Origin of the sequence: Streptomyces malaysiense, assembly GCF_000980885.2 — a bacterium.
Taxonomy (GTDB): Bacteria; Actinomycetota; Actinomycetes; order Streptomycetales; family Streptomycetaceae; genus Streptomyces; species Streptomyces malaysiense.
In genome coordinates this window covers 1-24,378 of sequence record NZ_LBDA02000007.1, presented here as the reverse complement: position 1 = coordinate 24,378, position 24,378 = coordinate 1, and the positions used below count along the sequence as shown (strand labels likewise).

Here is a 24,378-nt window from a genome sequence, read left to right as displayed (position 1 = left end):
TCGGATCGGGTCGGGTCGCATCGGGTCGGGTCCGGCGCGGTGGCCGGTCGGGGTCAGCCGACGCCGACCAGCCGGTACTGCTCGTCGCGGGCGTCGGTCAGGAACATCTGGCCCGGCGCGTGGGTGATGGCGAACGGCGGCCGGGAGGCCGTCACCGCCGCCTGCGGGGTCACCCCGCACGCCCAGAACACCGGGATGTCGCCCTCCTCCATGACCACCGGGTCGCCGAAATCCGGCCGGCCGAGGTCCGCGATGCCGAGCGCCGCCGGATCCCCGCAGTGCACGGGGCCCCCGTGCACGGCCGGCAGCAGACCGCTCTCCCGGATCGCCGCCCCGAGCCGCTCCGGCGGCACCGGCCGCATGGACACCACCATCGGCCCGCTCAGCCGGCCCGCCGGACGGCACGGGCGCCCGGTGACGTACATCGGCACGTTGCGGCCCTGCTCGACATGGCGGATCGGCACCCCCGCCCGGCTCAGCGCCCACTCGAAGGTGAAACTGCATCCGAGCAGGAACGCCACCAGGTCCCCGCGCCAGTGGGGCCGGGCGTCGGTCGGCTCGGCGACCAGCTCGCCGTCCCGCCAGACCCGGTAGCGCGGCAGATCGGTGCGCAGGTCGGCGCCCTCGGCGAGCACCGTCGTGGCGGAACCGGCGTCGGTGACGTCGAGCACCGGGCAGGGTTTGGGATTGCGCTGGCAGAACAGCAGCATGTCGTAGGCCCAGTCGGCGGGCACCGCGATCAGGTTGGCCTGGGTGTGCCCGGCCGCGACCCCGGCCGTGGGGCCGGTGAGACCCGCGCGGAACCGGGCCCGCGCGGCCCGCGGGCTCCAGCCGGGCGCCCGCTCGTCGAGCGTGGTGACGGGACGGTCCTCGACGCGCCGCACCCGTGTCATGCCAGCTCCTTGCCGCGCGTCTCGGGCAGCCCGAGCAGCGCCAGCGCCGCGATCCCGTAGCCGACCGCGCCGAAGACCAGCGCGCCGCCGACGCCCCAGCTGTCGGCAAGGAAGCCGACCAGGGTGGGGAAGACCGCGCCCACCGCACGGCCCGTGTTGTAGGTGAAGCCCTGTCCGGTACCGCGCACCGCCGTCGGATACAGCTCGCTGAGGTAGGAGCCGAAGCCGCTGAAGATGGCCGACATGCAGAACCCGAGCGGGAAGCCCAGCACCAGGAGCACCGTGTCGGCGCCGTGCGGGATGTGCGCGTACGCCAGCACGCACACCGCCGACAGCAGCGCGAACAGCCAGATGGTGGCGCGCCGGCCGAGCCGGTCGGTGAGGTGGCCGCCGGTCAGGTAGCCGAGGAACGCGCCGGAGATGAGGAGGGCGAGGTAGCCGCCGGTGCCGACGACCGACAGGCCGCGGTCGGACTTCAGGTACGTCGGCACCCAGGTGGCCAGCGTGTAGTAGCCGCCCTGCACGCCCGTGGACAGCAGGCTCGCCAGCAGCGTGGTGCGCAGCAGGCCCGGGGCGCCGGCCCGGCCCGGCCGGAAGATCGCGGTGAACGAGCCGCGGCGCGGGTCCTGTTCGCGGGCCGCGAGGGCGACCGGTGCGTCGTGCACCCGGCGCCGCACCCACAGCACCAGCAGCGCGGGCAGCGCGCCGGTCCAGAACATCACCCGCCAGGCCAGGTCGTCGCCGGCGAAGGAGAAGACCAGGGTGTAGACGACGGCGGCCAGCGCCCAGCCGACCGCCCAGGAGCTCTGGACCGCGCCGAGCGTGCGGCCCCGGTGGCGGGCGGAGGCGTACTCGGCGACCAGGATCGCGCCGACCGCCCATTCGCCGCCGAAGCCGAGACCCTGGAGCGCGCGGAAGACCAGCAGCGTCCCGAAGTCGGGCGCGAAGCCGCAGGCGACGGTGAACACCGCGTACGTGAGCACCGTGATCACCAGCGCCCGGACCCGGCCCACCCGGTCGGCGAACACCCCGGCCAGGGCACCGCCGACCGCCGAGACCACCAGGGTGACGGTGGTGAACAGCCCGGTCCGGCCGCTGTCCAGGCCGAAGTGCGCGGAGAGCGCCACCATGCTCAGCGGCAGCGTGAAGTAGTCGTAGGAATCGAGGGCGTATCCGCCGAAAGCCCCGGCGAACGCGCGCCGCCCGTGCGGGCCGAGGTCGCGCAGCCAGCCGAACGCGCCGTCCTGAGCGGTGTGTTCGAGCGCGGTCGCGGGGGCGGGGGGAGGAGGGGTCGTGCTCATGGGCACCTCGCAGAGGGGGACGGAGGGTGCGGTGAAGTGAGCCGTGTCGAGCACCGTAGAGGATCGTTCAACGATCCTTCAATACCCGTGTTGTCTCGTCCCGATGACTACGCTTGAATTCCGGGCATGGCAGAGCAGCTGGCGGGACTGGCCGACGACCGCGCCCTCCTGGGCCGCACGAGCACGGCGGAGAGGGTTTCGGACATCCTCAGGAGCCGGGTCGCGGACGGGTACTTCCCGCCCGGCACCCGGCTGTCGGAGGACAGCATCGGTGGCGCGCTCGGCGTCTCCCGCAACACCCTGCGCGAGGCGTTCCGGCTGCTCACCCATGAACGACTCCTCGTCCACGAGCTCAACCGGGGCGTGTTCGTGAGGGTCCTGACCGTCGAGGACGTCGAGGACATCTACCGCACCCGCGCCCTCGTCGAGTGCGCCGTCGTGCGCGGCCTCGGCGAGCCGCCCTACCACCTGCGGGGGCTCTCCGACGCGGTCACCGCGGGCGGGACGGCGGCCGCCGAGGACGACTGGAAATCGGTGGGTACGGCCAACATCCACTTCCACCGGGAACTGGTCGCCCTCGCCCGCAGCGCCCGCACGGACGAACTGATGCGCAGCGTCTTCGCCGAACTCCGCCTCGCCTTCCACCTGGTGGACGACCCGCGACGGCTGCACGAGCCGTACCTGACGCGCAACAGGGAGATCCTGGACGCGCTGGAGGCGGGGGAGCGGGGCGCGGCGGAAGAACTGCTGGAGACCTACCTGGCGGACTCCTCGGAGCGGGTGGTGGAGGTCTACCGCCGCAGGGTCGGCGAGGACGGCACCCCGTGAGGGGCGCCGGGCCGTGCCGGCCCGCGGCCGCGCCGCGGCGCGCCGGCACCCGATTCCCGGCCCGCGTCCCCGTCGGCCTACCGGCAGAGCGTCTCGTTTGGGTAGATGTCAGACCGAGGACCTACTCTGTGCACCGTGACTTCCGAGACCGTTCCGCCCCAGCTCAGCGCAGCGCAGCGCCCGGCTCCGGGACCCGCAGCCGACGAGGGCCTCGCCCGTCGGCTGCGCGCGCTCGCGTGCACCGCGCCGCTGCACGACCTGGACGCCCGCAAGGGCAGCCTCGCGGGCGAGTACTCGGTGTACGGAATGGCCGAGGTGGCCCTCGCCGCCATCGACCTGGTCACGCTGAACATGGACTTCGACACCGGTGCCGACCACGAGCAGATCGTCGCCCGCCTGATCCCCCGCATCGCCGCCCAGGCCCCGCGGCGCCCCGCCGCCGAGCACGAGCGCGTGGCCCGCTGGGTCCTGGAGAACCTGATCAACGTCGGCAGCGTGGACCGCGGCTTCCGCGCCGTCTACGGCACCTTCGCGGCGGACGGCACCTACGTCCGCCGCGACTACGACTTCAAGCTGATCGAGGAGGTCCCGGGCCCCGGCGGCACGGTGTACCTGCGCACCACCGACGAAGCCGTCAACGTCCTGGTCGGGGCCCTCGACACCGACGTCACCAGCGCCCAGATCGCCGCCGAGGTCAAGCTGGAGGTGCTGATCAACCGGGGCCGGCTCGCCGACGCCCAGCTCGCCGCCGAGCAGGCCCGCTACCGCACGGTGCAGTACTCCGAGACCCTGCGCCGCGCCCTGGACGCCACCCGGCGCAACGTGCGCGCGGTCGACTGGCTGAGCGCCGTGCCCGACATGATCGCCGAGGCCCTGGAACACGTGGCCGACCGCTACCGGCACGAGAACGCGATCCTCACCAACATCCGCAAGGCCCGCGACGAGACCGAGGAGCCCGAGCACAAGCGGCGCGCCGCCGAGCTGGTCGACATCGTCAAGGACTGCATCCGCCGGCACACCCAGCTCCAGTCCCGGCTGCTGGAGGCGGGCCCGCTGTTCCGCGCGGAACAGGACCGGCAGGCCTTCGCCACGCCCGCGAGCACGGCGGGGATAGACCTGTACGGCCATCTGGTCGCCCCGGTGCTGACCCTCCCCGCCGAGCGGGCCACCCGGGTCACGGACGCCTTCTTCGCCCGCGGTACCGGCCTTCGCACGCCCGTCTCGGTGCGGGTCGCCGACCTCGTGGAGATCCTGCTGACCCCACCCGTGGAACGCGAGCACCTGGGCGCAAAGATGCCCGAGCCCGACCTGATCGCGACGCCGGACGACAGCCGGTTCAGCGAGGAGCAGCTGGCCACCGCCATGGAACTGCTCGACCTGCCGGCCGACGCCCCGCGCAGGCTCTCCGGGCTGCTGGCCGAGGCCCGGCGCACCGGCGACCCCGATCTGGCCTACCTGGTCGCCCTGCTCGCGGTGCACGCGGCCAGTCCCGCTGTCGGCACCGCCTACCGGCAGGGCGAGGAGAAACTGCTGTTCGCCGTGGACGACGGCACCGAGCTGGACGACCACGAGTTCGGCGGCGCCGATCTGATCGTCGGCATGGCGCTGCTGGACGCGGCCGGCATGGCGGCGGACCGAGCGGCATGAGCGGCCCGCGGGTGAGCGGCCCGCAAGCAGCATGAGCAAGTCAGAGAGCGACAAGGAGTCAAAGCCGTGAGCGAGCACGTCGAGTGGAGTGACACCGAGGCCCCGGTCCCGCCGGCCACCGCCGCCGTCACCCCCGCCGACGCCGCCGACGCGGCGCGGCTCGTCGCCTACGGGCTCCAGCCCAAGCTCCAGCCCGCCCGCGACCAGGACTACACCGAACTGCTGCGCCGCTACCGCGAGGACCCGGCGTTCGCCCGGCTCGCCGACGCCGTCGCCGCTGGTCTCGGGCTCGTCGTCCTGGAGGTGTCCCCGCGCGCGGGCATGGCCGTGACGGCCGCCGAGGACTCGGTGTTCGCCGTCCGCATGGGCGACTACGCGCGTCGCACCACCGCCGACTCGGGCGACCGCTTCCTGCACGGACTGGCCCACCTCGCCGTCGCCGCCCTCGCGTTCCCGCGCCCCGAGGACCTGGCCGACGACGGCTACATCGGCCGCGTCACGGTCAACGGCGTCGACGCGTTCGTCCGCCAGGCCTGCCGCCGCCTGGAGGAGCGCGCCGAGGAGCAGGGCGAGAACACCGACCCGGCCACCGACGCCCCCGGCCTGGAGGCCGCCTGGCGGATCTGGGCCAGACGCAGCGCCACCGGCGCCACCAAGGACGCCCGCCGGCCCGCCTCCTCCACCACCGGCATCGTCGCCAAGGCCCTCGCCTTCCTCACCGACTCCGGCTTCCTCCAGCGCACCGGCGACGAGGGCGGCGGCACCTACCGCACCACCGCCCGCTACCAGCTCCAGGTCCGCGACATGGCCGGTACCGCCGCCATGGCCGAACTCATCGAGCTGGGCGTGGTCCCGGTCACCGACGGCACCGCCAGCCTGCTGCCCGCCGAGGACACCGACGACCTGGAGCTGGTGGCCGACGCGGGCCTCCCCTTCCACTCCTGACGCGCCCCGCGCCCCCGAACGACCGCACCTTTCACCAGACTTACGAGAGTCCGCCATGTACGAGCTGTCCCGGGTCCGCCTCTACTCCATCGGGCCCGCCGGTGCGCGCTACGCCGACACCGTGCTTGACCTGCGGGGCGTGGGCGAGCCCGTGCCCGATCCGGCGCCCACGCAGGCGGAGTTCTTCGAGGAGGAGCCATCCGGCCCGCCGCGCCGCCCCGCGCCCGCGGGCGTGCTGTTCCTGGAGAACGGCGGCGGCAAGTCCGTCCTGCTCAAGCTGATCTTCTCGGTGATGCTCCCCGGCCACCGCAACACCCTCGGCGGCGCCAGCTCCGGCGTGCTGCGCAAGTTCCTGCTCGCCGACGACTGCGGTCACGTGGCCCTGGAGTGGCAGCACGTGCAGACCGGCGAGTGCGTGGTCGTCGGCAAGGTCAGCGAGTGGCGCGGCCGCCAGGTCTCCAACGACCCGCGCAAGTTCGCCGAGGCCTGGTACTCCTTCCGGCCCGGCCCCGGACTCAGCCTGGACAACCTCCCGGTGGCCGAGTCCACGGCCGTGCGCCCCGCCGCCGAGGGCGCGTCCGGCGCCCAGGGCCGCCGCCGCACCATGAAGGGCTTCCGTGACGCGCTCACGGAGGGCGGCAGGACGTACCCGCACCTGGAGGTGCACTGGGAGGAGATCCACGAACGCTGGACCGAGCACCTCGGCGACCTCGGCCTCGACCCCGAGCTCTTCCGCTACCAGCGGGAGATGAACGCCGACGAGGGCGAGGCGGCCGGCCTCTTCGCGGTCAAGAAGGACTCCGACTTCACCGACCTGCTGCTGCGCGCGGTCACCGACACCCGGGACACCGACGGCCTCGCCGACCTGGTCAGCGGCTTCGGCAACAAGCTCGGCCGGCGCGCCGAGCTGATCGCCGAACGCGACTTCACGGCCGGCTCGGTCGACCTGCTCGGCCGGATCGTGGCGGCCGCCGACGCCCGCGGCCGCGCCCGGGACATCCACGCCGGCGCCGAACGCCGCACCCGTACCCTCGCCCGGCGACTGTCCGCACGCGCCGTGCGGGAACGCGTCCGGGCCGCCGACCTCGCCCAGCGGGTCACCGCCGCCGCGTACTCCGTCACCCACTCCGAGGGCGCCCGCGAACGCAGCTCCCTGATCGCCGCCGAACTGGCCTACCGGCACGCCTCGCTGGCCCTCGCCGCCGCCGAGAAGGCCGCCGCGGCGCAGAAGCGCGAACTGGCCGACGCCCGCACCCTGTACTCCGCCTGGCAGGCCGCCGAGGCCGTGCTGCGCCACCGCGCCGCCGCCGACCGCGTCGCCCGTGTCGCCGCCGCCATCCAGGAGGCCGAACGGGACGCGGCCCCCGCCCTCGCCGCCCGCGCCAAGGCCGCCGTGGACCTCGTACGGGCCCTGCACGCGGCCGCCGGGAGCGCCGAGGACCTGGCCAACGGGGAGGAGGAGCGCTCCGCCGTCCTCCAGGAGGCCGGCGACGCCGCCTACCGCGACTCCACCGCCGCCGCCACGGAGGCGCAGCGCGCCCGCAGCGAGGCCGGCCACCTGCGCCAGCGGCTCACCGAGGTCGAGCAGGAGACCGCCGAGGCGGTCCGCGCCGGCTGGCTGGACGACAGCGCCCCCGACGCCGACCCGGCACGCGCCGCGCTCGCCGCCTCGGACGCCGAGAAGACCGCCGTCACGGCCTGGGACACCGCCCGCGAGGCCGCCCGCGCGGCCACCGAGCACGCCCGTGAGACGGCCGCCGCCGAGTCCCGCGCCGAGCTGACCGCGGCCCGCGCCGCCGACGCCGCGACCGCCGCCGAGCGCTCCCACGACGCCGAGCGCCGCCTCGCTGACGCGCTGGCCGCCGAGGAACGCCTCGCCGAACTCCTCGGCCTGCCCGGCGCGGCGTCCCGCGCGGGTCTGCCCGCCCAGCGCACCGACGAAACCGACGGCGCCCCGCGCCCCGGCCAGGACGGCCTGCCCGCAGGCCCCCTCACCGCCGCGGAACTCGACCGCTGCGCCGACGAACTGCGCGACCTCCTCGACGACGCGGTCGGCACCGCCGAACGCCAGCTCTTCGACCTGCGCACGGCCGCCGCCGACGACTCCCGCATCCTCGGCGCGCTCGGCGACGGCGGACTGCTGCCACCGGGACCCGACGTCCTCGCCACCGTCGAGTTCCTCGGCGAGCACGGCATCCCCGCGCTGCCCGGCTGGCGCTATCTCGCCCAGGCCGTCGACCCGGCCGACCACGCCCGGGTGCTCGCCGCCCGGCCCGAACTGGTCGACGGCGTCGTCATCACCGACCCCGACACCCATGCCCGAGCCCGGGAGGCACTGGCCGACGCCGCCCTGCTGCCGCGCTCCGCCGTGGCCGTCGGCACCGCCGCCGCCCTGCTCGCCCCGACCCCCGCCGGGGACGCCGCCCCGGACGGCGTGTTCCTGGTGCCGCCTAACCCGGCCATGCACGACGAGCACGCCGCCGACCAGGAGCGCCAGGCCCTGCGCGCCCGCGCCACCGAGCGCGACGAGGAGATCCGGGCCCTCGCCGCCCGGCTCGGCAAGGACCGCGAACTCGCCGCCCGGCTCAGCTCCTGGCGCACCGGCTGCCCCGCCGGCCGCCTGGTCGAACTGGCCCGCGCCGCCGAGGAGGCCCGCGCCTTCGCCGAGGAGGCCGAGGCCGAGCTCGCCGAGGCCCGCACCCTGCGCGCGGAGGCCGAGGAGAGCGCCGCCGAGGCCGTCCGGGTCCGCGACGAACGCCAGGAGGCCGCCCAGAAGGCCCGGCGCGCCGCCGACGCCCTCGCCGGACTCGCCTTCCGGCTGCGCGAACGCGCCGGCTGGCAGGCCCGGCTGCGCGAACTCGCCGACGAGGCCACCGAGTCCGAGGCACGCGCCCAGACCTGCCTGGACCGCGCCCGCGCCGCCGACGAGGACCGCCGCGCCGCCCAGCGCGCCGCCGACGACGCCCGCCGCACCGCCCGCGCCCTGCGCGCCGAGCGCGCCGAGATCGCCGGCGCCCCCGACGACGTACCGGTCGAGGAGGCCGGCACGCCCGAGGCGTCGCTGCCCGCGCTGCGCGAGGCCTACCGGGCCGCGTCCCAGGTGTACGAGAAGGTCGGCGTCGGCGCCGACCTGCGCGCCGAGCAGGCCCGCGCCGAGAGCGACGAGAGCGCCGCCCGCGCCGAACTGGACCGGCTCAGCAACAAGGTCCGCACCCGCGCCGAGCAGCTCCTCCAGTCGCCCGACGGCTCCGACGGCCCCTCCCGGCAGGCGGCCGCCGCCCGCGCCGAGGAACTGGTGCAGCTCCTGGAGACCCGCATGTCGAACGCGAGCGAGCAGCTCGGCCGGCTGCGCGGCGAGGCCGAGCGGCACGCCCCCGAGGACGGCGAGGCGCACACCGAGCTGCCCGCGGACCAGGAACCGCGCGACGCCGAGCACGCCCAGGCGCTGCTGCGCACCGCGACCACCGAACTCGCCACCCGCACCGAGGCGCTGGCCCAGGCCCGCGACGCGCACGGCGAACTGCTGGCCGCCCACCGCGCCGCCGAGGACGCGGCCGGTGGCTTCGACGAGATCGCCGCGATGCTCCGCGACCTGCTGCGCGAACAGCCCGGCGAGGAGGAGCAGGAGGAGACCGAGCCGTACCCCGGCGACCTGGAGGAGGCACGGCGGTCCGCCGCCGAGACCCGCCGCTCGCTGCGCGGCTGCGCCGCCGACCTGTCCGCCGCCGAGGCCGGTGTGCGCGAGGCCGGCGACGTGCTGGTCCGGCACGCCAACTCCACGCGCTACGAGCAGGTCCGCACCCCCGCCCGGCAGCAGATCCGCGAGCTGCCCGCCGCCACGCTGCCCGAGCACGCCCAGAAGTGGGCCGACGCCTTCGCGCCCCGACTGCGCGTCCTCACCGACGAGCTGGCCCAGCTGGAACGCAACCGCGACTCGATCGTGGACCGGCTGCGCGGCCTCGTGGAGTCGGCCCTCGCCACCCTGCGCTCCGCCCAGCGGCTCTCCCGGCTCCCCGAGGGGCTCGGCGAGTGGTCCGGCCAGGAGTTCCTGCGCATCCGCTTCGAGGAACCCGACCAGGCCACGCTCACCGAACGGCTCGGCGAGGTCATCGACGAGGCCACCCGGGCCGCCGTCAAGAAGAACTCCGACATGCGGCGCGACGGCATGTCCCTGCTGCTGCGCGGTGTCGCGGCGGCGCTCCAGCCCAAGGGCGTGGCCGTCGAGATCCTCAAGCCCGACGCGGTGCTGCGCGCCGAGCGGGTGCCCGTCGGGCAGATGGGCGACGTCTTCTCCGGCGGCCAGCTGCTCACCGCGGCCATCGCCCTGTACTGCACGATGGCCGCGCTGCGCTCGAACGACCGGGGCCGCGACAAGCACCGGCACGCGGGCACGCTGTTCCTGGACAACCCCATCGGCCGCGCCAACGCGACCTACCTCCTGGAACTCCAGCGGGCCGTGTCCGACGCTCTCGGCGTCCAGCTCCTCTACACCACGGGCCTCTTCGACACCACGGCCCTGGCCGAGTTCCCGCTGGTCGTCCGGCTGCGCAACGACGCGGACCTCCGGGCGGGACTGAAGTACATCAGCGTCGAGGAGCACCTCCGCCCCGGCCTGCCCCAGCAGCCGCAGGCGGGGGAGGCGGTGCACAGCGAGATCACGGCGACGAGGATGTTCAGGAAGCCGGCGGTGAACGCCTGAGGGGCGCGGACGGCAGCCCGCCCGGCACGGCGCGCGCGGTCTCCCCGTGGCCGCCGCTCAGAAGCCGTACCCCATGCGGCGGGACAGCTCCGTGCCCGCCGCGACCATGCGCCGGGACACCTCCGCCAGCCGCTCCGGGGTCAGGCGGTACACCGGGCCGGAGACGCTGATCGCCGCGATCACCTCGCCGTCGTGCGACCGCACCGGAGCGGCCACCGCGGCGAGGCCGGGCTCCAGCTCTTCGACCGTCACGCCGTAACCCCGCTCCGCCACGGCGGCCAGCTCGGTCCGCAGCGTCCCGGCGTCGGTGACGGTGTGTTCGGTGAACCGGTGCAGGGGCCGCCCGAGCAGACCGTCGCGCGCGGTGGGCGGCTGGTGCGCGAGCAGCACCTTGCCGCTGGAGGTGGCGTGCAGCGGGGTACGCCGGCCCAGCCAGTTCTGCGCGGCCACCGAGGCCGTACCCCGGGCCTGCATGATGTTGACGGCGGCGTCCTCGTCCAGCACCGCGAGGTTCACGGTCTCGCCCAGTTCGTCGGCGACCTCGCGGCAGACGGGGACGCCCTCCTGGGAGATGTCCAGCCGCACCGCCACCGCCCCGGCCAGGCGCAGCACGCCGGCGCCCAGGTAGTACTTGCCGCGGTCCTTCGCCTGCGCCACCAGACCCCGGTGCTCCAGGACGCCGAGCAGCCGGAACGCCGTGGACTTGTGCACGTCCAGTTCGGTGGCGATCTCGGAGACGCCCGCCTCGCCGTCCCGGGCGAGGATCTCCAGCACGCTCACGGCGCGGTCGACCGACTGCACCGCCCCGGCCGCCTGCTGCTTCTGCGCGTGGGCCATGGCTGGGCTCCCACCACCTGTCGGCCGGTCCGGAATCTGTCGCGCGCAGCGCCCGTGTCCGCGCCACGCGGAACGTCATCGTACCGAAGTGGCCGATTCCAGTCGGTGTCCGAGCGGGTTCCGGGCGCACCGCGGCACCCGAGGGTTCGCCCCGGGGTCCGGCTCAGGGGTGCGACAGCCGCCCCGTGCCGCCCCGCCGCCGTATCCGCTCCTGCTCCCGCAGCGCCCGCCGCTCCTCGCGCCGGCGCGCCCGCCGCTCGCGGCGCAGCGCGCGGGCCGTGCTGCTGGGCTCGGAGACCACGCCGTACCGCTGGTTCCACACCTGGCGGGTCACCCACACGTCGACCACGGCCCAGGTGGCCACCACGGTGCTCACCACACTGCTGATCACCATGGGGAACGCCGGCCAGGACTCCGCCATGGTGCACAGGAACGCCACCATCGCCTCTATCAGCGTGACCGAGATGATGATCAGCGCCCGCACCGCCGCCGTCCGCACCGGATCGGGCAGCGGATGCCGCCGCGCGGGCTCCTCGACCCACAACGGCCGCTGCTCCCGCCGCACCCCGTACCGCTCCGCAGTGCCCTTCACCGTGTCACTCACTCCCCACCGCCCAAGGACCCCTCGCCCCGGTGCCCGAAGCCCCGACTCCCCAGTAGCTGCCCGGCTTGCGCGGATTTACGCGGCTGGGGCGCGGGACGGGGTCCGCGCGACCCGATCCGCCCCCGACTTCCGTGGAGAAGGACGAACAAAACCCCGCGAAGATTCCCGCCTTGGGAAAAATTCCGGCCAACCGCCGTTCCCCGCCGCGGGGTCCGGCTCCCGGGCGCCCGTCGGAACACGGTGGCAATCTCCCGCAATGCCCGGACAACTCGTCCCGTACCGCCGCCGCTACGGAGGTTCACCTTCCGGACATGCCTTCGAGTTACCTGTATGGCGGTAGTAGGCTCGCGCCGTTTGTTGACGCACATGCGCACCCCCGGCCCGCGGGGGTCGAGCTGGGGGAGGCCATGCGCTTTCGCGGGAAGTCGATCCGCCGGAAGATCGTGGCGCTGCTTCTCGTGCCGCTGCTGTCCCTGACCGCCATCTGGGGTTTCGCCACGGTGGTCACCGGCCAGGACGTGGCCCAGCTCTTCCGGGTCTCCGATGTCATGCAGAACATCGGCTATCCGACCGAGGACACCGTCCGCGTGCTCGAACAGGAGCGCCGCCAGACCCTCGTCTACCTCGCCGACCCGCGCGTCTCGAACTCCCTGCCGGCCCTCCAGCGCACCCGTACCGCCAGCGACCGCGCGATCGCGAAGGTCCGCGAGAACGCGCGCGAGCGCCATCTGCGCCACGGCCTCGGCACCCAGGGCAGCGAACACCTCACCGCCGTCCTGGACGCCTTCAGCGGCCTGGACTCGCTGCGCCACAGCGTCGAGAGCGGCACCATCAGCCGCGCCCAGGCCCTCGACCTCTACAACCGCCTGATCGACCCCTGCTACGCGCTGCTCGCCGGGCTCGACGGCATCGACGACGTCGAGATGGACAAGCAGTCGCACGCCCTGGTCAACCTCACCCGCGCCCGTGAACTGCTCTCCCGGGAGGACGCCCTGCTCGGCTCCTCCCTCGTGGTGGGCCGGCTCACCCGGGAGGAGGTCCGCGAGATCTCCGACCTCGTCGCCCAGCGCACCCTGCTGTACGACATCAGCCTGCCGCTGCTGCCCGCGGCGGAACGCGAACGCTACGAACGGTTCTGGGACAACGCCGGCACCGCCCCGCTGCGTTCGGCCGAGCAGTCCGTCGTCGAGCACGGCTCCGGCACCCCCGACGGTGTCACCGCCAAGAGCTGGGACTCCGCCGCGGGAAGCGTCCTGACCGACCTCGGCACCCTGGACGACCAGGCGAGCGACCGCTTCCAGGACCGCATGCACCCCGTCGCCGTGCGGGTCATCGCCCAGGGCGCGGTCGCGGGCCTGCTCGGCCTGCTCGCCCTGCTCTTCTCCCTCGTCCTGTCCGTCCGGATCGGCCGCGGCCTCATCCGCGACCTGCGCCGGCTGCGCCTGGAGGCGCACGAGGCGTCCGGCGTCCGGCTGCCCGGCCTGATGCGCCGTCTGTCCGCCGGTGAGCAGGTGGACGTGGAGACCGAGGTCCCGCGTCTGGAGTACGACCAGAACGAGATCGGCGAGGTCGGACAGGCCCTCAACACCCTGCAGCGCGCCGCCGTCGAGGCCGCCGTCAAACAGTCCGAACTGCGCGCCGGCGTCTCCGAGGTCTTCGTCAACCTCGCCCGCCGCAGCCAGGTGCTGCTGCACAAGCAGCTCACCCTCCTCGACACCATGGAACGCCGCACCGAGGACACCGACGAACTCGCCGACCTCTTCCGCCTGGACCACCTGACCACCCGTATGCGCCGGCACGCCGAGGGCCTGGTGATCCTCTCCGGGGCGGCGCCGTCCCGGCAGTGGCGCCGCCCCGTGCAGCTGATGGACGTGGTCCGCGCCGCCGTCGCCGAGGTCGAGGACTACGAGCGGGTCGAGGTACGGCGCCTGCCGAGGGTCGCCGTGACCGGCCCGGCCGTCGCCGATCTCACCCACCTCGTGGCCGAACTCCTTGAGAACGCCACGGTGTTCTCGCCTCCGCACACCGCCGTCCAGGTCATCGGCGAGCGGGTCGCCAACGGCTTCACCCTGGAGATCCACGACCGGGGACTCGGCATGACACCCGAGGCGCTGCTGGACAACAACCTGCGCCTCGCCGAGACCCCCGAGTTCGAACTCTCCGACACCGACCGGCTCGGCCTGTTCGTGGTCAGCCGGCTCGCCCAGCGCCAGAACGTGCGCGTCTCCCTCCAGCCCTCGCCCTACGGCGGCACCACCGCGATCGTGTTCATCCCCGACGTGCTGCTCAGCGACGAGGTCCCGGACACCAACGGGATCGGCTTCCGGCTCGACCGGGAGCGCACGGCGAAGAACTCCGGGCGCGCCGCCGGCGGCTCCCGGGCGCCGCTGCCGCTGACCGGTGTGCCCACCACCGTCCTGGACGGGCCGGTGGAACTGGAGGCGCCCGTCGACCTCGACGCCCTGGACGACTTCCCCGGCGCCCTGCCGGACGAGGACAGCGAGCGCGGCGGGCTCTTCCGGCACCGCCGCGCGCTGACCCGCGGCGGTGACGAGGGCCCCGCGCGGGAGTCGGGACACGACGGTCCGGCGGGGGAGCCGAGCGGCGAGCACGGCCCCGTACCGCTGCCGCGCCGCCGGCCGCCCAAGCTGGTCAGCTCGCACGGCAAGCCGGTCACCGGCCGGCGCGCCCACCGCGCCGAGCCCGCCCACGGCGACCCGACGGAGACGGACGACCGCGCGGACGGCCAGGCGTACGGCGCCGGTACGGGCGCGTCCGGCCCGGACCGGGACGCCCGCGGAGCCGGCCGCGAGCCGCACCGGGCCGGGCCGGTGCCCCCGCCGCGCCGGGCGACGGCCGCCCTGCGCCCGGCGGAACCGGCCGACCGCGCCGGGGAGGACGGGCCGGCGCCGGCCGGTGGACCCGCACCGGCCACCGGTCCCGACGGGAGCACCCGCCCCGGCATCCCCTCGCTGCCCCGGCGCACCCGCCCCGCGGTGAGCGCCCCCGGCGGCCCGGACACCCCCGGCGGCTCCGCCCGCGCACCCAAGGACGGCGACGGAGCCGCCGAACCCGGCGACGGCGCCCTGCCCCGCCGGGTGCGGCAGGCCAGTCTCGCCCCTCAGCTCAGGCAGGACCCGGAACGGCGTCCCGGGCGCACCGGCGCGCCCGCCGACCGGGACGCCGACGAGGTCCGCAGCCGGATGGCCTCGCTCCAGCGCGGCTGGCAGCGCGGCCGGGAGGAGAATGCCACGGGCGAGACCGCCCGCACCGGCACAGCACAAGGAACCACTAAGGGGGACGGTCGATGACCGCACCGAAGGCGACCGACCACACGGCGACGGGCGACGGAGAGCTGAACTGGCTCCTGGACGACCTGGTCGACCGCGTCGCGAGCATCCGCAAGGCCGTCATTCTCTCCGGCGACGGACTGCCCACCGGCGTGTCCAAGGACCTGACCAGGGAGGACGGCGAGCACCTGGCCGCCGTGGCGTCCGGCTTCCACAGCCTCGCCAAGGGCGTGGGCCGCCACTTCGACGCGGGTGGCGTCCGCCAGACCGTCGTCGAACTGGACGACGCCTTCCTGTTCGTCACCGCCGCGGGCGACGGCAGCTGCCTGGCCGTCCTGTCCGACGCCGACTCCGACGTCGGCCAGGTCGCCTACGAGATGACGCTGCTGGTCAAGAGGGTCGGCGTGCACCTGGGCGCCGCCCCCCGCACGGGCCTGCCCACGGGCGGGTAGTGGGATGGCATGAGCGAAGACGGTCAGGTGAGCAGCCACTGGTTCGACGACGACGCCGGACCGGTCGTCCGCCCCTACGCCATGACGCGCGGCCGTACCACCAGTACGGCCCAGCACCGCCTCGATCTGATCGCGGTGGTCGTCACGGAGCCCGCCGCCGGGGACCCGGAGACGGATCCGACGCTCTCCCCCGAGCACGTGGACATCGTGGGCCTGTGCCGCGGCACCCCACAGTCGGTCGCCGAGCTGGCCGCGGAACTCGACCTGCCCATCGGCGTCGTCCGGGTCCTCGTCGGCGACCTCGTGCACGCGGAACTCGTCCATGTCACCCGGCCGGTGCCCCCGGCCGAGCTGCCGGACGAGAGTATTCTGCGCGACGTGATCAACGGCCTGCGGGCACTGTGACCGGCGCGGAAGCGGAGTACTGACGTGACAGGCTGGCAGTTCTGGGTCGACCGAGGCGGCACCTTCACCGATATCGTCGCGCGTCGCCCGGACGGCCGCCTGCTCACGCGCAAGGTGCTCTCCGGCAACCCGGCCCGCCCCCACCCCGGGGCCGGCCCGGACCCCGGCACCGGTGTCCGGGGCCACGACCACCGCCCCGCCCCCGACGCCGCCGTCACCGGCATCCGCGCCCTCCTCGGCGACTCCCCGGAGCCCGTCGAGGCCGTCCGCATGGGCACCACCGTCGCCACCAACGCGCTCCTGGAGCGCACCGGCGAACCCACCCTCCTGGTCGTCACCCGCGGCTTCCGCGACGCCCTGCGCATCGCCTACCAGAACCGGCCGCGCATCTTCGACCGCCGTATCGACCTGCCCGAACCGCTCTACGCCCGGGTGATCGAGGCCGACGAACGCATCGCCGCCGACGGCACCGTGCTGCGCGCCCCCGACCTGGAGGCGCTCGCGCCCGCCCTCCAGGAGGCGTACGACGACGGGATCCGCGCCGTCGCCGTGGTCTGTCTGCACAGCCATCTCCACCCCGCCCACGAACGCGCCATCGGCGAACTCGCCACCCGCACCGGCTTCCCCCAGATCTCCCTGTCCAGCGAGGTCAGCCCGCTGATGAAGCTGGTCCCGCGCGGCGACACCGCCGTGGCCGACGCCTACCTCTCACCGGTGCTGCACCGCTACGTCCGCCAGGTGGCCGACGAACTGCGCGGTGTGCGGCTGATGTTCATGCAGTCCAACGGCGGGCTCACCGAGGCGGGACAGTTCCGCGGCAAGGACGCCGTCCTGTCCGGACCGGCCGGCGGCATCGTCGGCATGGCCCGGATGTCCCAGCGCGCGGGCTTCGACCGGGTCATCGGTTTCGACATGGGCGGCACCTCCACCGACGTCTCGCACTTCGCCGGCGCCTACGAGAGGGTCTTCGACACCCAGGTCGCGGGCGTGCGGCTGCGCGCCCCGATGCTCGACATCCACACCGTGGCCGCGGGCGGCGGCTCCGTGCTCCGCTTCGACGGCTCCCGCTACCGCGTCGGCCCCGACTCGGCCGGCGCCACCCCCGGCCCCGCCTGCTACCGGGCCGGCGGCCCGCTCACCGTCACCGACGCCAATGTGATGCTCGGACGGATCCAGCCCGCCCACTTCCCGGCCGTGTTCGGGCCCGGCGGCGACCAGCGGCTGGACGCCGCGCTCGTCCGCGACCGGTTCACCGGCCTCGCCCACGAGATCCACCGGGCCACCGGCGACGACCGCACCCCCGAACAGGTGGCCGAGGGCTATCTGGACATCGCCGTCGCGAACATCGCCAACGCGATCAAGCGGATCTCCGTCCAGAAGGGTCACGACGTCACCCGCTACGCGCTGACCACCTTCGGCGGCGCGGGCGGCCAGCACGCGTGCCGGGTCGCCGAGTCGCTCGGCATCCGCACCGTCCTCGTACCCCCCATGGCCGGGGTCCTCTCGGCGCTCGGCATCGGCCTCGCCGACACCACCGCCATGCGCGAACAGTCCGTCGAGGCCCCCCTGGAGCAGGCCGCCATGCCCGGCGTCCGCGCGGCCGCCGCCGGCCTGGAGGCCGCGGCCCGCGCCGAACTCGTCGCCGAGGACGTCCCCAAGGACCGTATCCGGGTCACCCACCGGGCCCAGCTCCGCTACGACGGCACCGACACCGCCCTCACCGTCGAACTGGCCGGACCGGACAGCATGCGCGACGCGTTCGAGGAGCGCCATCGCGCCACCTACTCCTTCACCCTCGACCGCCCGATCGTCGTGGAGGCCCTCTCCGTCGAGGCCACCGGCGTCACCGCGCCCCCCGATCTGAGCGCCCTCGCCCCGTACGAGGGACGGCCCGCCGCGCCCGAGACCGTCCGCCTGCACACCGGCGGTTCCTGGCGCGAGGTCCCCCTGCACCGCCGCGAGGCCCTTCCGCCCGGCGAGACCGTCACCGGCCCGGCGATCATCACCGAGGCCGGTGCGACGACCGTCGTGGACGAGGGCTGGCGGGCCGCGGCCACCGGCGACGGGCACCTGCTCATGGAACACGCCGCGGTCACCGGGGGTTCCCGCCTGGGCACGGAGACCGACCCGGTTCTCCTTGAGGTCTTCAACAACCTCTTCATGTCGATCGCCGAACAGATGGGCGCGCGGCTGGAGTCCACCGCCCAGTCCGTCAACATCAAGGAACGCCTCGACTTCTCCTGCGCCCTGTTCGACCCGGACGGCAACCTGGTGGCCAACGCCCCCCACATCCCCGTCCACCTGGGCTCCATGGGTACCAGCGTCAAGGAGGTCATCCGCCGCCGGGGCGCCTCGATGCGGCCGGGCGACACCTACGCGGTCAACGATCCGTACCACGGCGGCACCCATCTGCCCGACGTCACCGTGATCACCCCGGTGTTCGACACCGGTGCCCCGGACCCGGGGAGCCGGCCCCGGATCCTCTTCCACGTCGCCTCCCGGGGCCACCACGCCGAGATCGGGGGCATCGCCCCCGGTTCCATGCCCGCCCACAGCCGCACCATCGGGGAGGAGGGCGTCCTCTTCGACAACTGGCTGCTCACCGAGGGCGGCCGCTTCCGCGAGGAGGAGACCCGGCGCCTGCTCACCGAGGCCCCCCACCCCTCCCGCAACCCCCGCACCAACCTCGCCGACCTGCGCGCCCAGATCGCCGCCAACCAGAAGGGCGTCGACGAGGTCCGCCGCATGATCGGCGAGTTCGGGCTCGACGTCGTACAGGCCTATATGCGGCACGTCCAGGACAACGCCGAGGAGGCGGTCCGCCGCGTCATCGACGCCCTGGACGACGGCGAGTACGCCTACGAGACCGACGCGGGCGCCGTCATCCGCGTCCGGGTCCGCGTCGAGAGGGCCGAGCGCCGCGCCACCATCGACTTCACCGGCACCTCCGCGCAGCTCCCCACCAACTTCAACGCCCCCTTCGCCGTCGTCAACGCGGCGGTCCTGTACGTCTTCCGCACCCTGGTCGCCGACGACATCCCGCTCAACGACGGCTGCCTGCGCCCCCTGGACATCGTCGTACCGCCCGGCTCCCTGCTGGCCCCCGAGCCCCCGGCCGCCGTCGTCGCGGGCAACGTGGAGACCTCCCAGGCCGTCACCGGCGCCCTGTACGCGGCGCTCGGCGTCCAGGCCGAGGGCTCCGGCACGATGAACAACGTCACCTTCGGCAACGAACGCCACCAGTACTACGAGACCGTCGCCTCCGGATCCGGCGCGGGCGACGGCTTCCCCGGCGCCGACGTCGTGCAGACCCACATGACCAACTCCCGGCTCACCGACCCCGAGATCCTGGAGTGGCGGCTGCCCGTCCGCCTGGAGGAGTTCGCCGTCCGGCACGGCAGCGGCGGCGCCGGCACCTGGCACGGCGGCGACGGCGCGGTGCGCCGCATCCGGTTCCTGGAGCCCATGACCGTCTCCACCCTCTCCCAGCACCGCCGCGTACCGCCGTACGGCATGGCGGGCGGCGCCCCCGGGGCGCTCGGCGCCAACCGTGTCGAACGGGCCGACGGCACGGTCACCGATCTCGGCGGCAGCGGCTGCGCCGACGTCGGCCCCGGCGACGTACTCGTCATCGAAACCCCTGGTGGCGGCGGCTACGGCCGGCCGTCGCCCGAACCCCAGCAAGCAGGAGAAGTGAACGATGGCCCTCGGGCGTCCTGAGCACGGCAATTTCCCGGTCGAGCCCGTCACGCTCAAGATCCTGGTGGCGGGCGGCTTCGGCGTGGGCAAGACCACCCTGGTCGGCGCGATCAGCGAGATCCGGCCGCTGCGCACCGAGGAGCGGCTCACCGAGGCCGGGCGCCCGGTCGACGACACCAGCGGGGTGGAGGCCAAGGACACCACCACCGTGGCCATGGACTTCGGCCGGATCACCCTGCGCGACGACCTGGTGCTGTACTTGTTCGGCACGCCGGGACAGCAGCGGTTCTGGTTCATGTGGGACGAACTGTCCGAGGGCGCGCTCGGCGCCGTCGTGCTCGCCGACACCCGTCGCCTGGAGGACTGCTTCGCCGCCGTCGACTACTTCGAGCGGCGCGCCATCCCCTTCCTGGTCGCCGTCAACTGCTTCGACGGCGCCGCCCGTTACCCCTCCGAGTCGGTCCGCCGGGCGCTCGACCTGGACGCCGGGGTGCCCGTGGTGCTGTGCGACGCCCGCGACCGGGACTCGGCCAGGGACGTGCTCATCGGCCTCATCCAGCACGCCATGCGGTACACGGCGGAGCACCGCCAGCCGGTCGGCGGCTGAGGCACGGGGCGGTCCGGGCCGGCCGACCGCGCGGGCGCCGCTCACCGCGGGCGCTCGACGGCCGCCGCCCGGCCGGCCCGCGCCGACGCGTCCGCCCCGCCGCCCCGCCGCACCTCATGACCGGCCAGGCCCGCGCGGCCGAGCACCCAGCTCGCCCCGTCGAGCGCCTTGGCCGCCTGTTTCAGCGGCGCCAGCCGGGCGGCGGCCTGGCGGTGGTCGTGCACGCTGCCCGGCCCGCACACCACGGTCGCCAGCGAGAGCGTGACCGGCCACCCGCCCGCCGACCAGGGTGCGTCCAGCACCGCCGCGACCAGCGCGCCGAGCGTCTCCTCGTCGGCCAGCACCAGGAAGTCGTCCCCGCCGATGTGCCCCACCCGCGCCTGCCCGGCGACCGCCCCGGTCAGCGCCCGTCCCACCGAGCGGATCAGCTCGTCGCCCGCGGCGAAACCGGCGCCGTCGTTCACCTTCTTGAAGTGGTCGATGTCCAGCCAGCTCAGCGCGAACGGCCGCCCGTCCGCGATCCGCCGGTCCACCTCGCCGGTGATCGCGTCCGAACCCGGCAGCCGGGTCAGCGGATTGAGCCCGGCCGCCTCCTCCACCCGGCTCTCGGCCAGTGCCCGCACCAGGTCGGCGAGCCTTACGACGCCCACGCACCGCCCGTGCCCGTCCAGCACCGCCACATCGTCGCTGGTCCGGTCCCGGCCGCCGATCGCCACCACGTCCAGCACCTCCCAGCCGGTGGCGTCCGCCCCGACGGTGCGCGGCGCGTCCCCGAGCCGTGCGGCGGGACGGTCGGCGTACAGGGCGTGGCCGTAGCGGCCGGACATCGACAGCAGGAAGCGCGAGCGGTGCACCGACCGCACGGGTCTGCCCGCCTGGTCCACCAGCAGCACCCCGGAGACGTCCGGCGAGCCGGTGAGCAGGGCCCGCACCTGCCCGGCCGACGCCGTCACCGGCAGCACGGCGGCCGGGCGCACGAACTCGCGCACCGGCGGCCCGGCCCTGGGCACGGGGGGCGCGGCGGGGGCGGAGGGCGGCACATAGACGTCCGCCGCGGGGAGCCGGGCCGGCGGCGCGAACAGCTCGCCCTGCGCCAGCTGCGCCCCCGCCGAGACCGCCGCCGCGTACTGCCCCTCGGTCTCCACCCCCTCGACGGCGACCAGGGCGTCCAGCCCCTCGCACAGTGTGCGCATGGCCCGTACGGCGGCCGGCCGGGCCAGCAAGGAGGCGTCCAGCTTGACCAGGTCGGGGGAGAGGTCGGTGAGCAGCCGCAGCGGCACATCGCCGTCCCCGACCCCGTCCGCGCTGATCCGGAACCCCTGCTCCCGCAGCGCGGCCACCGCCTCCAGCAACGCCCGGTGCGGCACATGCGTGTACGGCGGCACGACGTCCAGCGTCACCTCCCAGGGCCCCCGGTCCGCCGCCCGCACCGCGTCGTGCAACGGGGTGAGGCCGCCCAGGTCGGCGAGCGTGGCCGCGAACACGTTCACGTGCAGCGGCAGCAGCCGCTCCTTGCGCATGGCCGCGCGCAGCGCCGACACGGCCAGGGCGCGGTCCAGCACCGGGTCACGGCGGGCCTCGGCCAGGATGTCGCCGGTCTCCGGGCGGGCGAATGCCTCCAGCGCGGCGACCGCGCCCGTCCTCAGGTTCACCAGCGGCTGGAAGGCGAAGCGGAGAGTGTCCGTCCAGGAGTGCACGGGAGCATGATGGCGCCGCGCGTGGACGCCCAGGGTCAGTTCATGAGACGTTCACACAGGATTCCTGGTCGATCACAGAGCGTGGGCAGGCGCGTCGGCCGCCGGCGCGTCCTGCCCCTCACCGCACCGCCACCACGGACGAACCGTGCCCGAAGAGGCCCTGGTTGGCGGTGATGCCCACCCGGGCGCCCTCGATCTGCCGCTCGCCCGCCGCGCCCCGCAACTGCCAGGTCAGCTCGCATACCTGGGCGACGGCCTGGGCGGGGACGGCCTCACCGAAGGAGGCGAGCCCGCCGCTGGCGTTGACGGGTGTCCGGCCGCCCGGTGCCGTCGTGCCCTCCCGCAGCAGCTTCGCCGCCTCGCCCGCGCCGCACAGCCCCAGATCCTCGTACCACTGCAGCTCCAGCGCGGTGGAGAGGTCGTACACCTCCGCCAGGTCCAGGTCCCCGGGGCCGAGGCCGGCCTCCTCGTAGGCGGCGCGGGCGATGGAGGCGCGGAAGGTCTCCTCCGGGGGCTCCACCGCGACCGCCGGATCGGTGGCGATGTCCGGCAGGTCGAGCACCGGGTTCGGGAATCGCGGCGTCACCGTGGAGACCGCGCGGATCCGCACCGGCCGCGCGGCGCCGTGCCGGCGCGCGAACTCCATGGAGGACAGCACCAGGGCGGCACCGCCGTCGGAGGTGGCGCAGATGTCCAGCAGCCGCAGCGGATCGGCGACCACCGCGGAGGCGGCGACCTCCTCGGCGGTGACCCGCCTGCGGTAACGGGCGTACGGATTCAGCGCTCCCATGGCGGCGTTCTTCACCTTGACCAGCGCGAAATCCTCCGGTGTGTCACCGTGCACCGCCATCCGCCGGCGCGCGTACAGCCCGAAGTAGGCCGGGTTCGTGGCGCCCAGCAGCCAAAAGCGCAGCCAGTCGGGGTCGTCGGGCCGGTCCCCGCCCGCGGGCCGGAAGAAGCCCTTGGGCGCCGCGTCCGCGCCCACCACGAGCACCACGTCGGCGAGTCCGGCGAGGATCTGCGCCCGCGCCGCCGCGATCGCCTGCGCCCCCGACGCGCAGGCCGCGTACACGCTGGTGACCCGCGCGCCCTGCCAGCCCAGCGCCCTGGCGTACGATGCCCCCGCCACGTATCCCGGGTAGCCGCCCCGTACCGTGTCCGCGCCGACGACGGAGCCCACGTCCCGCCAGTCGACACCGGCGTCGGCGAGCGCCGCGCGGGCGGCCGCCGCGCCGTACTCCACGAAGCCGCGCCCCCACTTGCCCCAGGGGTGCATGCCCGCGCCGAGCACGGCGACGTCCCCCGTCATGACGCCGCCCCCGTCGGCCGCCAGTTCCACGTCGTCGCGCTCTCCGCCTCGCCGCCGCCGTGCAGCACGCCCTCGACGGCCTCCACCTCCATCCCCACCGCCAGATCGGCGACGGTGATCCCGGGGGCCGCCTGCCCCAGTACCACGATCCGCTCGGCCGCCAGCTCGACCGCGATCAACGCGTACGGTTCCCAGGGGAGTTCCGCGTCGCTCGCGAAGGGGGACGGAGGGCGGTACCGGGCGTCGGTGTACGACCAGACGCGCCCCGTCCGGGACAGCGGGGTCTCCTCCAGGGTGCCGCCCGCGCAGTGCGGATTGCGGCAGTGGACGTCCTCGCGCGGGAAGAAGACCGAGGCGCAGGACGAGCAGCGGGTGCCCAGGAGGCGGAATCCGTCCCCCTCGCCGGTGAACCAGCCGGTGATCACGGGTGTCCTGGTGTGCGGCAAAGCCCCTCCCGACGCAGTGGATCCGGCCTGTCTGACGGAGCGTCAGAAGTCTGCCACGCCCGACGGGAAAAGGGCAGAGCGCGCCCGTACCGGACAACACCACTTTCGGAAGACGTCCTTCCCGTGATCGGATACAGTCCGCGCGTGTCCGAGAATCAGCGACCCATTGCCAACTCCGCCCCGGGATCACACTGTTCCGCCTGCGGGGTGCCCTATGGAGAGGGCGTCACCGGCTGGCCGCGCACCTGCCCGTCCTGCGGCACGGTCGCCTACCGCAACCCGCTGCCCGTGGCGATCGCGCTCCAGCCCGTGTGCGACACCGAGGGCACCGCCCTCGTCGTCATCACCCGTACCGTCGCCCCCGCCCGCGGCGGCACGGCCCTGCCGGGCGGCTACGTGGACGACCGCGAGGACTGGAAGCAGGCCGTCGTCCGCGAGCTGAGGGAGGAGACCGGCATCGACGCCGCCGCCCGCGACGTCCGGCTGGTCGACGCCATGAGCTCCCCCGACGGGCATCTGCTCCTCTTCGGCCTCCTCCCCGCACGCCCGGCCGACGTCCTCCCCCCGTCCGCCCCCACCGCCGAGACCGGGGGCTGGCACCTCCTGCGCCGCCCCGGGGACCTCGCCTTCCCCCTCCACAGCGCCGCCGTCCGAGCCTGGTTCGAGGGCCGCTACTGACCCGCCGGCCCGGCACACCCGGGTACTCGCGGCCCGTCGGC

General features: G+C 74.6%; 17 protein-coding genes. 10 read left to right on the top strand and 7 right to left on the bottom strand.

Features of this window, described 5'->3' with window-relative positions; translation table 11 throughout:
• Positions 1 to 53: 53 nt before the first annotated feature.
• Both VT52_RS03765 and VT52_RS03760 read right to left on the bottom strand, forming a co-directional pair.
• Entirely contained in the window at positions 54 to 893 is an 840-nt protein-coding gene (locus tag VT52_RS03765; protein ID WP_206306431.1) for a putative hydro-lyase, read from the bottom strand.
• Positions 890 to 2,194: an MFS transporter gene (locus tag VT52_RS03760; RefSeq protein ID WP_046421949.1), complete on the bottom strand. Its 1,305-nt coding sequence runs from the start codon at positions 2,192 to 2,194 to the stop codon at positions 890 to 892. The genes VT52_RS03765 and VT52_RS03760 overlap by 4 nt, the downstream gene beginning before the upstream one ends.
• A gap of 126 nt (positions 2,195 to 2,320) precedes the next feature.
• On the opposite strand from VT52_RS03760, the gene VT52_RS03755 reads away from it, so the two are divergent.
• The 4 genes from VT52_RS03755 to VT52_RS03740 all read left to right on the top strand — a co-directional run bounded on the left by VT52_RS03755 (position 2,321) and on the right by VT52_RS03740 (position 10,313).
• Positions 2,321 to 3,022: a GntR family transcriptional regulator gene (locus VT52_RS03755; protein ID WP_046421939.1), complete on the top strand. Its 702-nt coding sequence runs from the start codon at positions 2,321 to 2,323 to the stop codon at positions 3,020 to 3,022.
• Positions 3,023 to 3,157: 135 nt separating this feature from the next.
• Positions 3,158 to 4,669: a hypothetical protein gene (locus tag VT52_RS03750; protein WP_420856255.1), complete on the top strand. Its 1,512-nt coding sequence runs from the start codon at positions 3,158 to 3,160 to the stop codon at positions 4,667 to 4,669.
• 66 nt (positions 4,670 to 4,735) lie between these two features.
• Entirely contained in the window at positions 4,736 to 5,614 is an 879-nt protein-coding gene (locus VT52_RS03745) for a hypothetical protein (protein WP_046421942.1), read from the top strand.
• Positions 5,615 to 5,669: 55 nt separating this feature from the next.
• Positions 5,670 to 10,313 carry a hypothetical protein gene (locus VT52_RS03740; protein ID WP_046421943.1) on the top strand — a complete coding sequence of 1,548 codons (4,644 nt, stop codon included), beginning with the start codon at positions 5,670 to 5,672 and terminating at the stop codon, positions 10,311 to 10,313.
• 57 nt (positions 10,314 to 10,370) lie between these two features.
• Here VT52_RS03740 and VT52_RS03735 read toward each other — a convergent pair whose 3' ends face one another.
• Complete coding sequence (locus VT52_RS03735; protein WP_206306430.1) at positions 10,371 to 11,150, bottom strand: IclR family transcriptional regulator; 780 nt, start codon at positions 11,148 to 11,150, stop codon at positions 10,371 to 10,373.
• A gap of 163 nt (positions 11,151 to 11,313) precedes the next feature.
• Positions 11,314 to 11,754 carry a hypothetical protein gene (locus VT52_RS03730; protein WP_063888350.1) on the bottom strand — a complete coding sequence of 147 codons (441 nt, stop codon included), beginning with the start codon at positions 11,752 to 11,754 and terminating at the stop codon, positions 11,314 to 11,316.
• Between the two features lie 407 nt (positions 11,755 to 12,161).
• Between VT52_RS03730 and VT52_RS03725 the strand changes: the two genes are divergently transcribed.
• The 5 genes from VT52_RS03725 to VT52_RS03705 are packed head-to-tail and all read left to right on the top strand — an operon-like array spanning position 12,162 to position 20,207.
• Positions 12,162 to 15,065: a nitrate- and nitrite sensing domain-containing protein gene (locus VT52_RS03725; RefSeq protein ID WP_071387354.1), complete on the top strand. Its 2,904-nt coding sequence runs from the start codon at positions 12,162 to 12,164 to the stop codon at positions 15,063 to 15,065.
• The gene (locus tag VT52_RS03720) at positions 15,062 to 15,496 is read left to right on the top strand and encodes a roadblock/LC7 domain-containing protein (RefSeq protein WP_046428414.1); all 435 of its coding nucleotides are present in this window, start codon (positions 15,062 to 15,064) and stop codon (positions 15,494 to 15,496) included. Before VT52_RS03725 ends, VT52_RS03720 begins: the two co-directional genes overlap by 4 nt.
• A gap of 9 nt (positions 15,497 to 15,505) precedes the next feature.
• Complete coding sequence (locus tag VT52_RS03715) at positions 15,506 to 15,901, top strand: DUF742 domain-containing protein (RefSeq protein ID WP_046428417.1); 396 nt, start codon at positions 15,506 to 15,508, stop codon at positions 15,899 to 15,901.
• A gap of 24 nt (positions 15,902 to 15,925) precedes the next feature.
• Positions 15,926 to 19,621: a hydantoinase B/oxoprolinase family protein gene (locus tag VT52_RS03710; protein WP_046428420.1), complete on the top strand. Its 3,696-nt coding sequence runs from the start codon at positions 15,926 to 15,928 to the stop codon at positions 19,619 to 19,621.
• Positions 19,602 to 20,207: a GTP-binding protein gene (locus tag VT52_RS03705; RefSeq protein WP_046428423.1), complete on the top strand. Its 606-nt coding sequence runs from the start codon at positions 19,602 to 19,604 to the stop codon at positions 20,205 to 20,207. The genes VT52_RS03710 and VT52_RS03705 overlap by 20 nt, the downstream gene beginning before the upstream one ends.
• Before the next feature lie 41 nt (positions 20,208 to 20,248).
• Here the strand turns inward: VT52_RS03705 and VT52_RS03700 are convergent, their stop codons facing one another.
• The 3 genes from VT52_RS03700 to VT52_RS03690 form a co-directional block, all read right to left on the bottom strand.
• Positions 20,249 to 21,904: a GGDEF domain-containing protein gene (locus tag VT52_RS03700; RefSeq protein WP_046428425.1), complete on the bottom strand. Its 1,656-nt coding sequence runs from the start codon at positions 21,902 to 21,904 to the stop codon at positions 20,249 to 20,251.
• 118 nt (positions 21,905 to 22,022) lie between these two features.
• On the bottom strand, positions 22,023 to 23,213 hold the full coding sequence (locus VT52_RS03695; RefSeq protein WP_046428432.1) for a lipid-transfer protein: 1,191 nt from the start codon (positions 23,211 to 23,213) through the stop codon (positions 22,023 to 22,025).
• Positions 23,210 to 23,638: a Zn-ribbon domain-containing OB-fold protein gene (locus VT52_RS03690; RefSeq protein ID WP_046428427.1), complete on the bottom strand. Its 429-nt coding sequence runs from the start codon at positions 23,636 to 23,638 to the stop codon at positions 23,210 to 23,212. The genes VT52_RS03695 and VT52_RS03690 overlap by 4 nt, the downstream gene beginning before the upstream one ends.
• A 165-nt stretch (positions 23,639 to 23,803) precedes the next feature.
• Between VT52_RS03690 and VT52_RS03685 the strand changes: the two genes are divergently transcribed.
• Positions 23,804 to 24,337 (top strand): NUDIX domain-containing protein, encoded by a 534-nt coding sequence (locus VT52_RS03685; protein ID WP_046428435.1) that lies wholly within the window; start codon positions 23,804 to 23,806, stop codon positions 24,335 to 24,337.
• Positions 24,338 to 24,378: the final 41 nt, after the last annotated feature.

Coding starts and splice junctions, on each gene's coding strand:
- VT52_RS03695 (WP_046428432.1), bottom strand. CDS start 23,213: ATGACGGGGGACGTCGCCGTGCTCGGCGCGGGCATGCACCCCTGGGGC.
- VT52_RS03765 (WP_206306431.1), bottom strand. CDS start 893: ATGACACGGGTGCGGCGCGTCGAGGACCGTCCCGTCACCACGCTCGAC.
- VT52_RS03755 (WP_046421939.1), top strand. CDS start 2,321: ATGGCAGAGCAGCTGGCGGGACTGGCCGACGACCGCGCCCTCCTGGGC.
- VT52_RS03760 (WP_046421949.1), bottom strand. CDS start 2,194: ATGAGCACGACCCCTCCTCCCCCCGCCCCCGCGACCGCGCTCGAACAC.
- VT52_RS03735 (WP_206306430.1), bottom strand. CDS start 11,150: ATGGCCCACGCGCAGAAGCAGCAGGCGGCCGGGGCGGTGCAGTCGGTC.
- VT52_RS03740 (WP_046421943.1), top strand. CDS start 5,670: ATGTACGAGCTGTCCCGGGTCCGCCTCTACTCCATCGGGCCCGCCGGT.
- VT52_RS03720 (WP_046428414.1), top strand. CDS start 15,062: ATGACCGCACCGAAGGCGACCGACCACACGGCGACGGGCGACGGAGAG.
- VT52_RS03725 (WP_071387354.1), top strand. CDS start 12,162: ATGCGCTTTCGCGGGAAGTCGATCCGCCGGAAGATCGTGGCGCTGCTT.
- VT52_RS03705 (WP_046428423.1), top strand. CDS start 19,602: ATGGCCCTCGGGCGTCCTGAGCACGGCAATTTCCCGGTCGAGCCCGTC.
- VT52_RS03715 (WP_046428417.1), top strand. CDS start 15,506: ATGAGCGAAGACGGTCAGGTGAGCAGCCACTGGTTCGACGACGACGCC.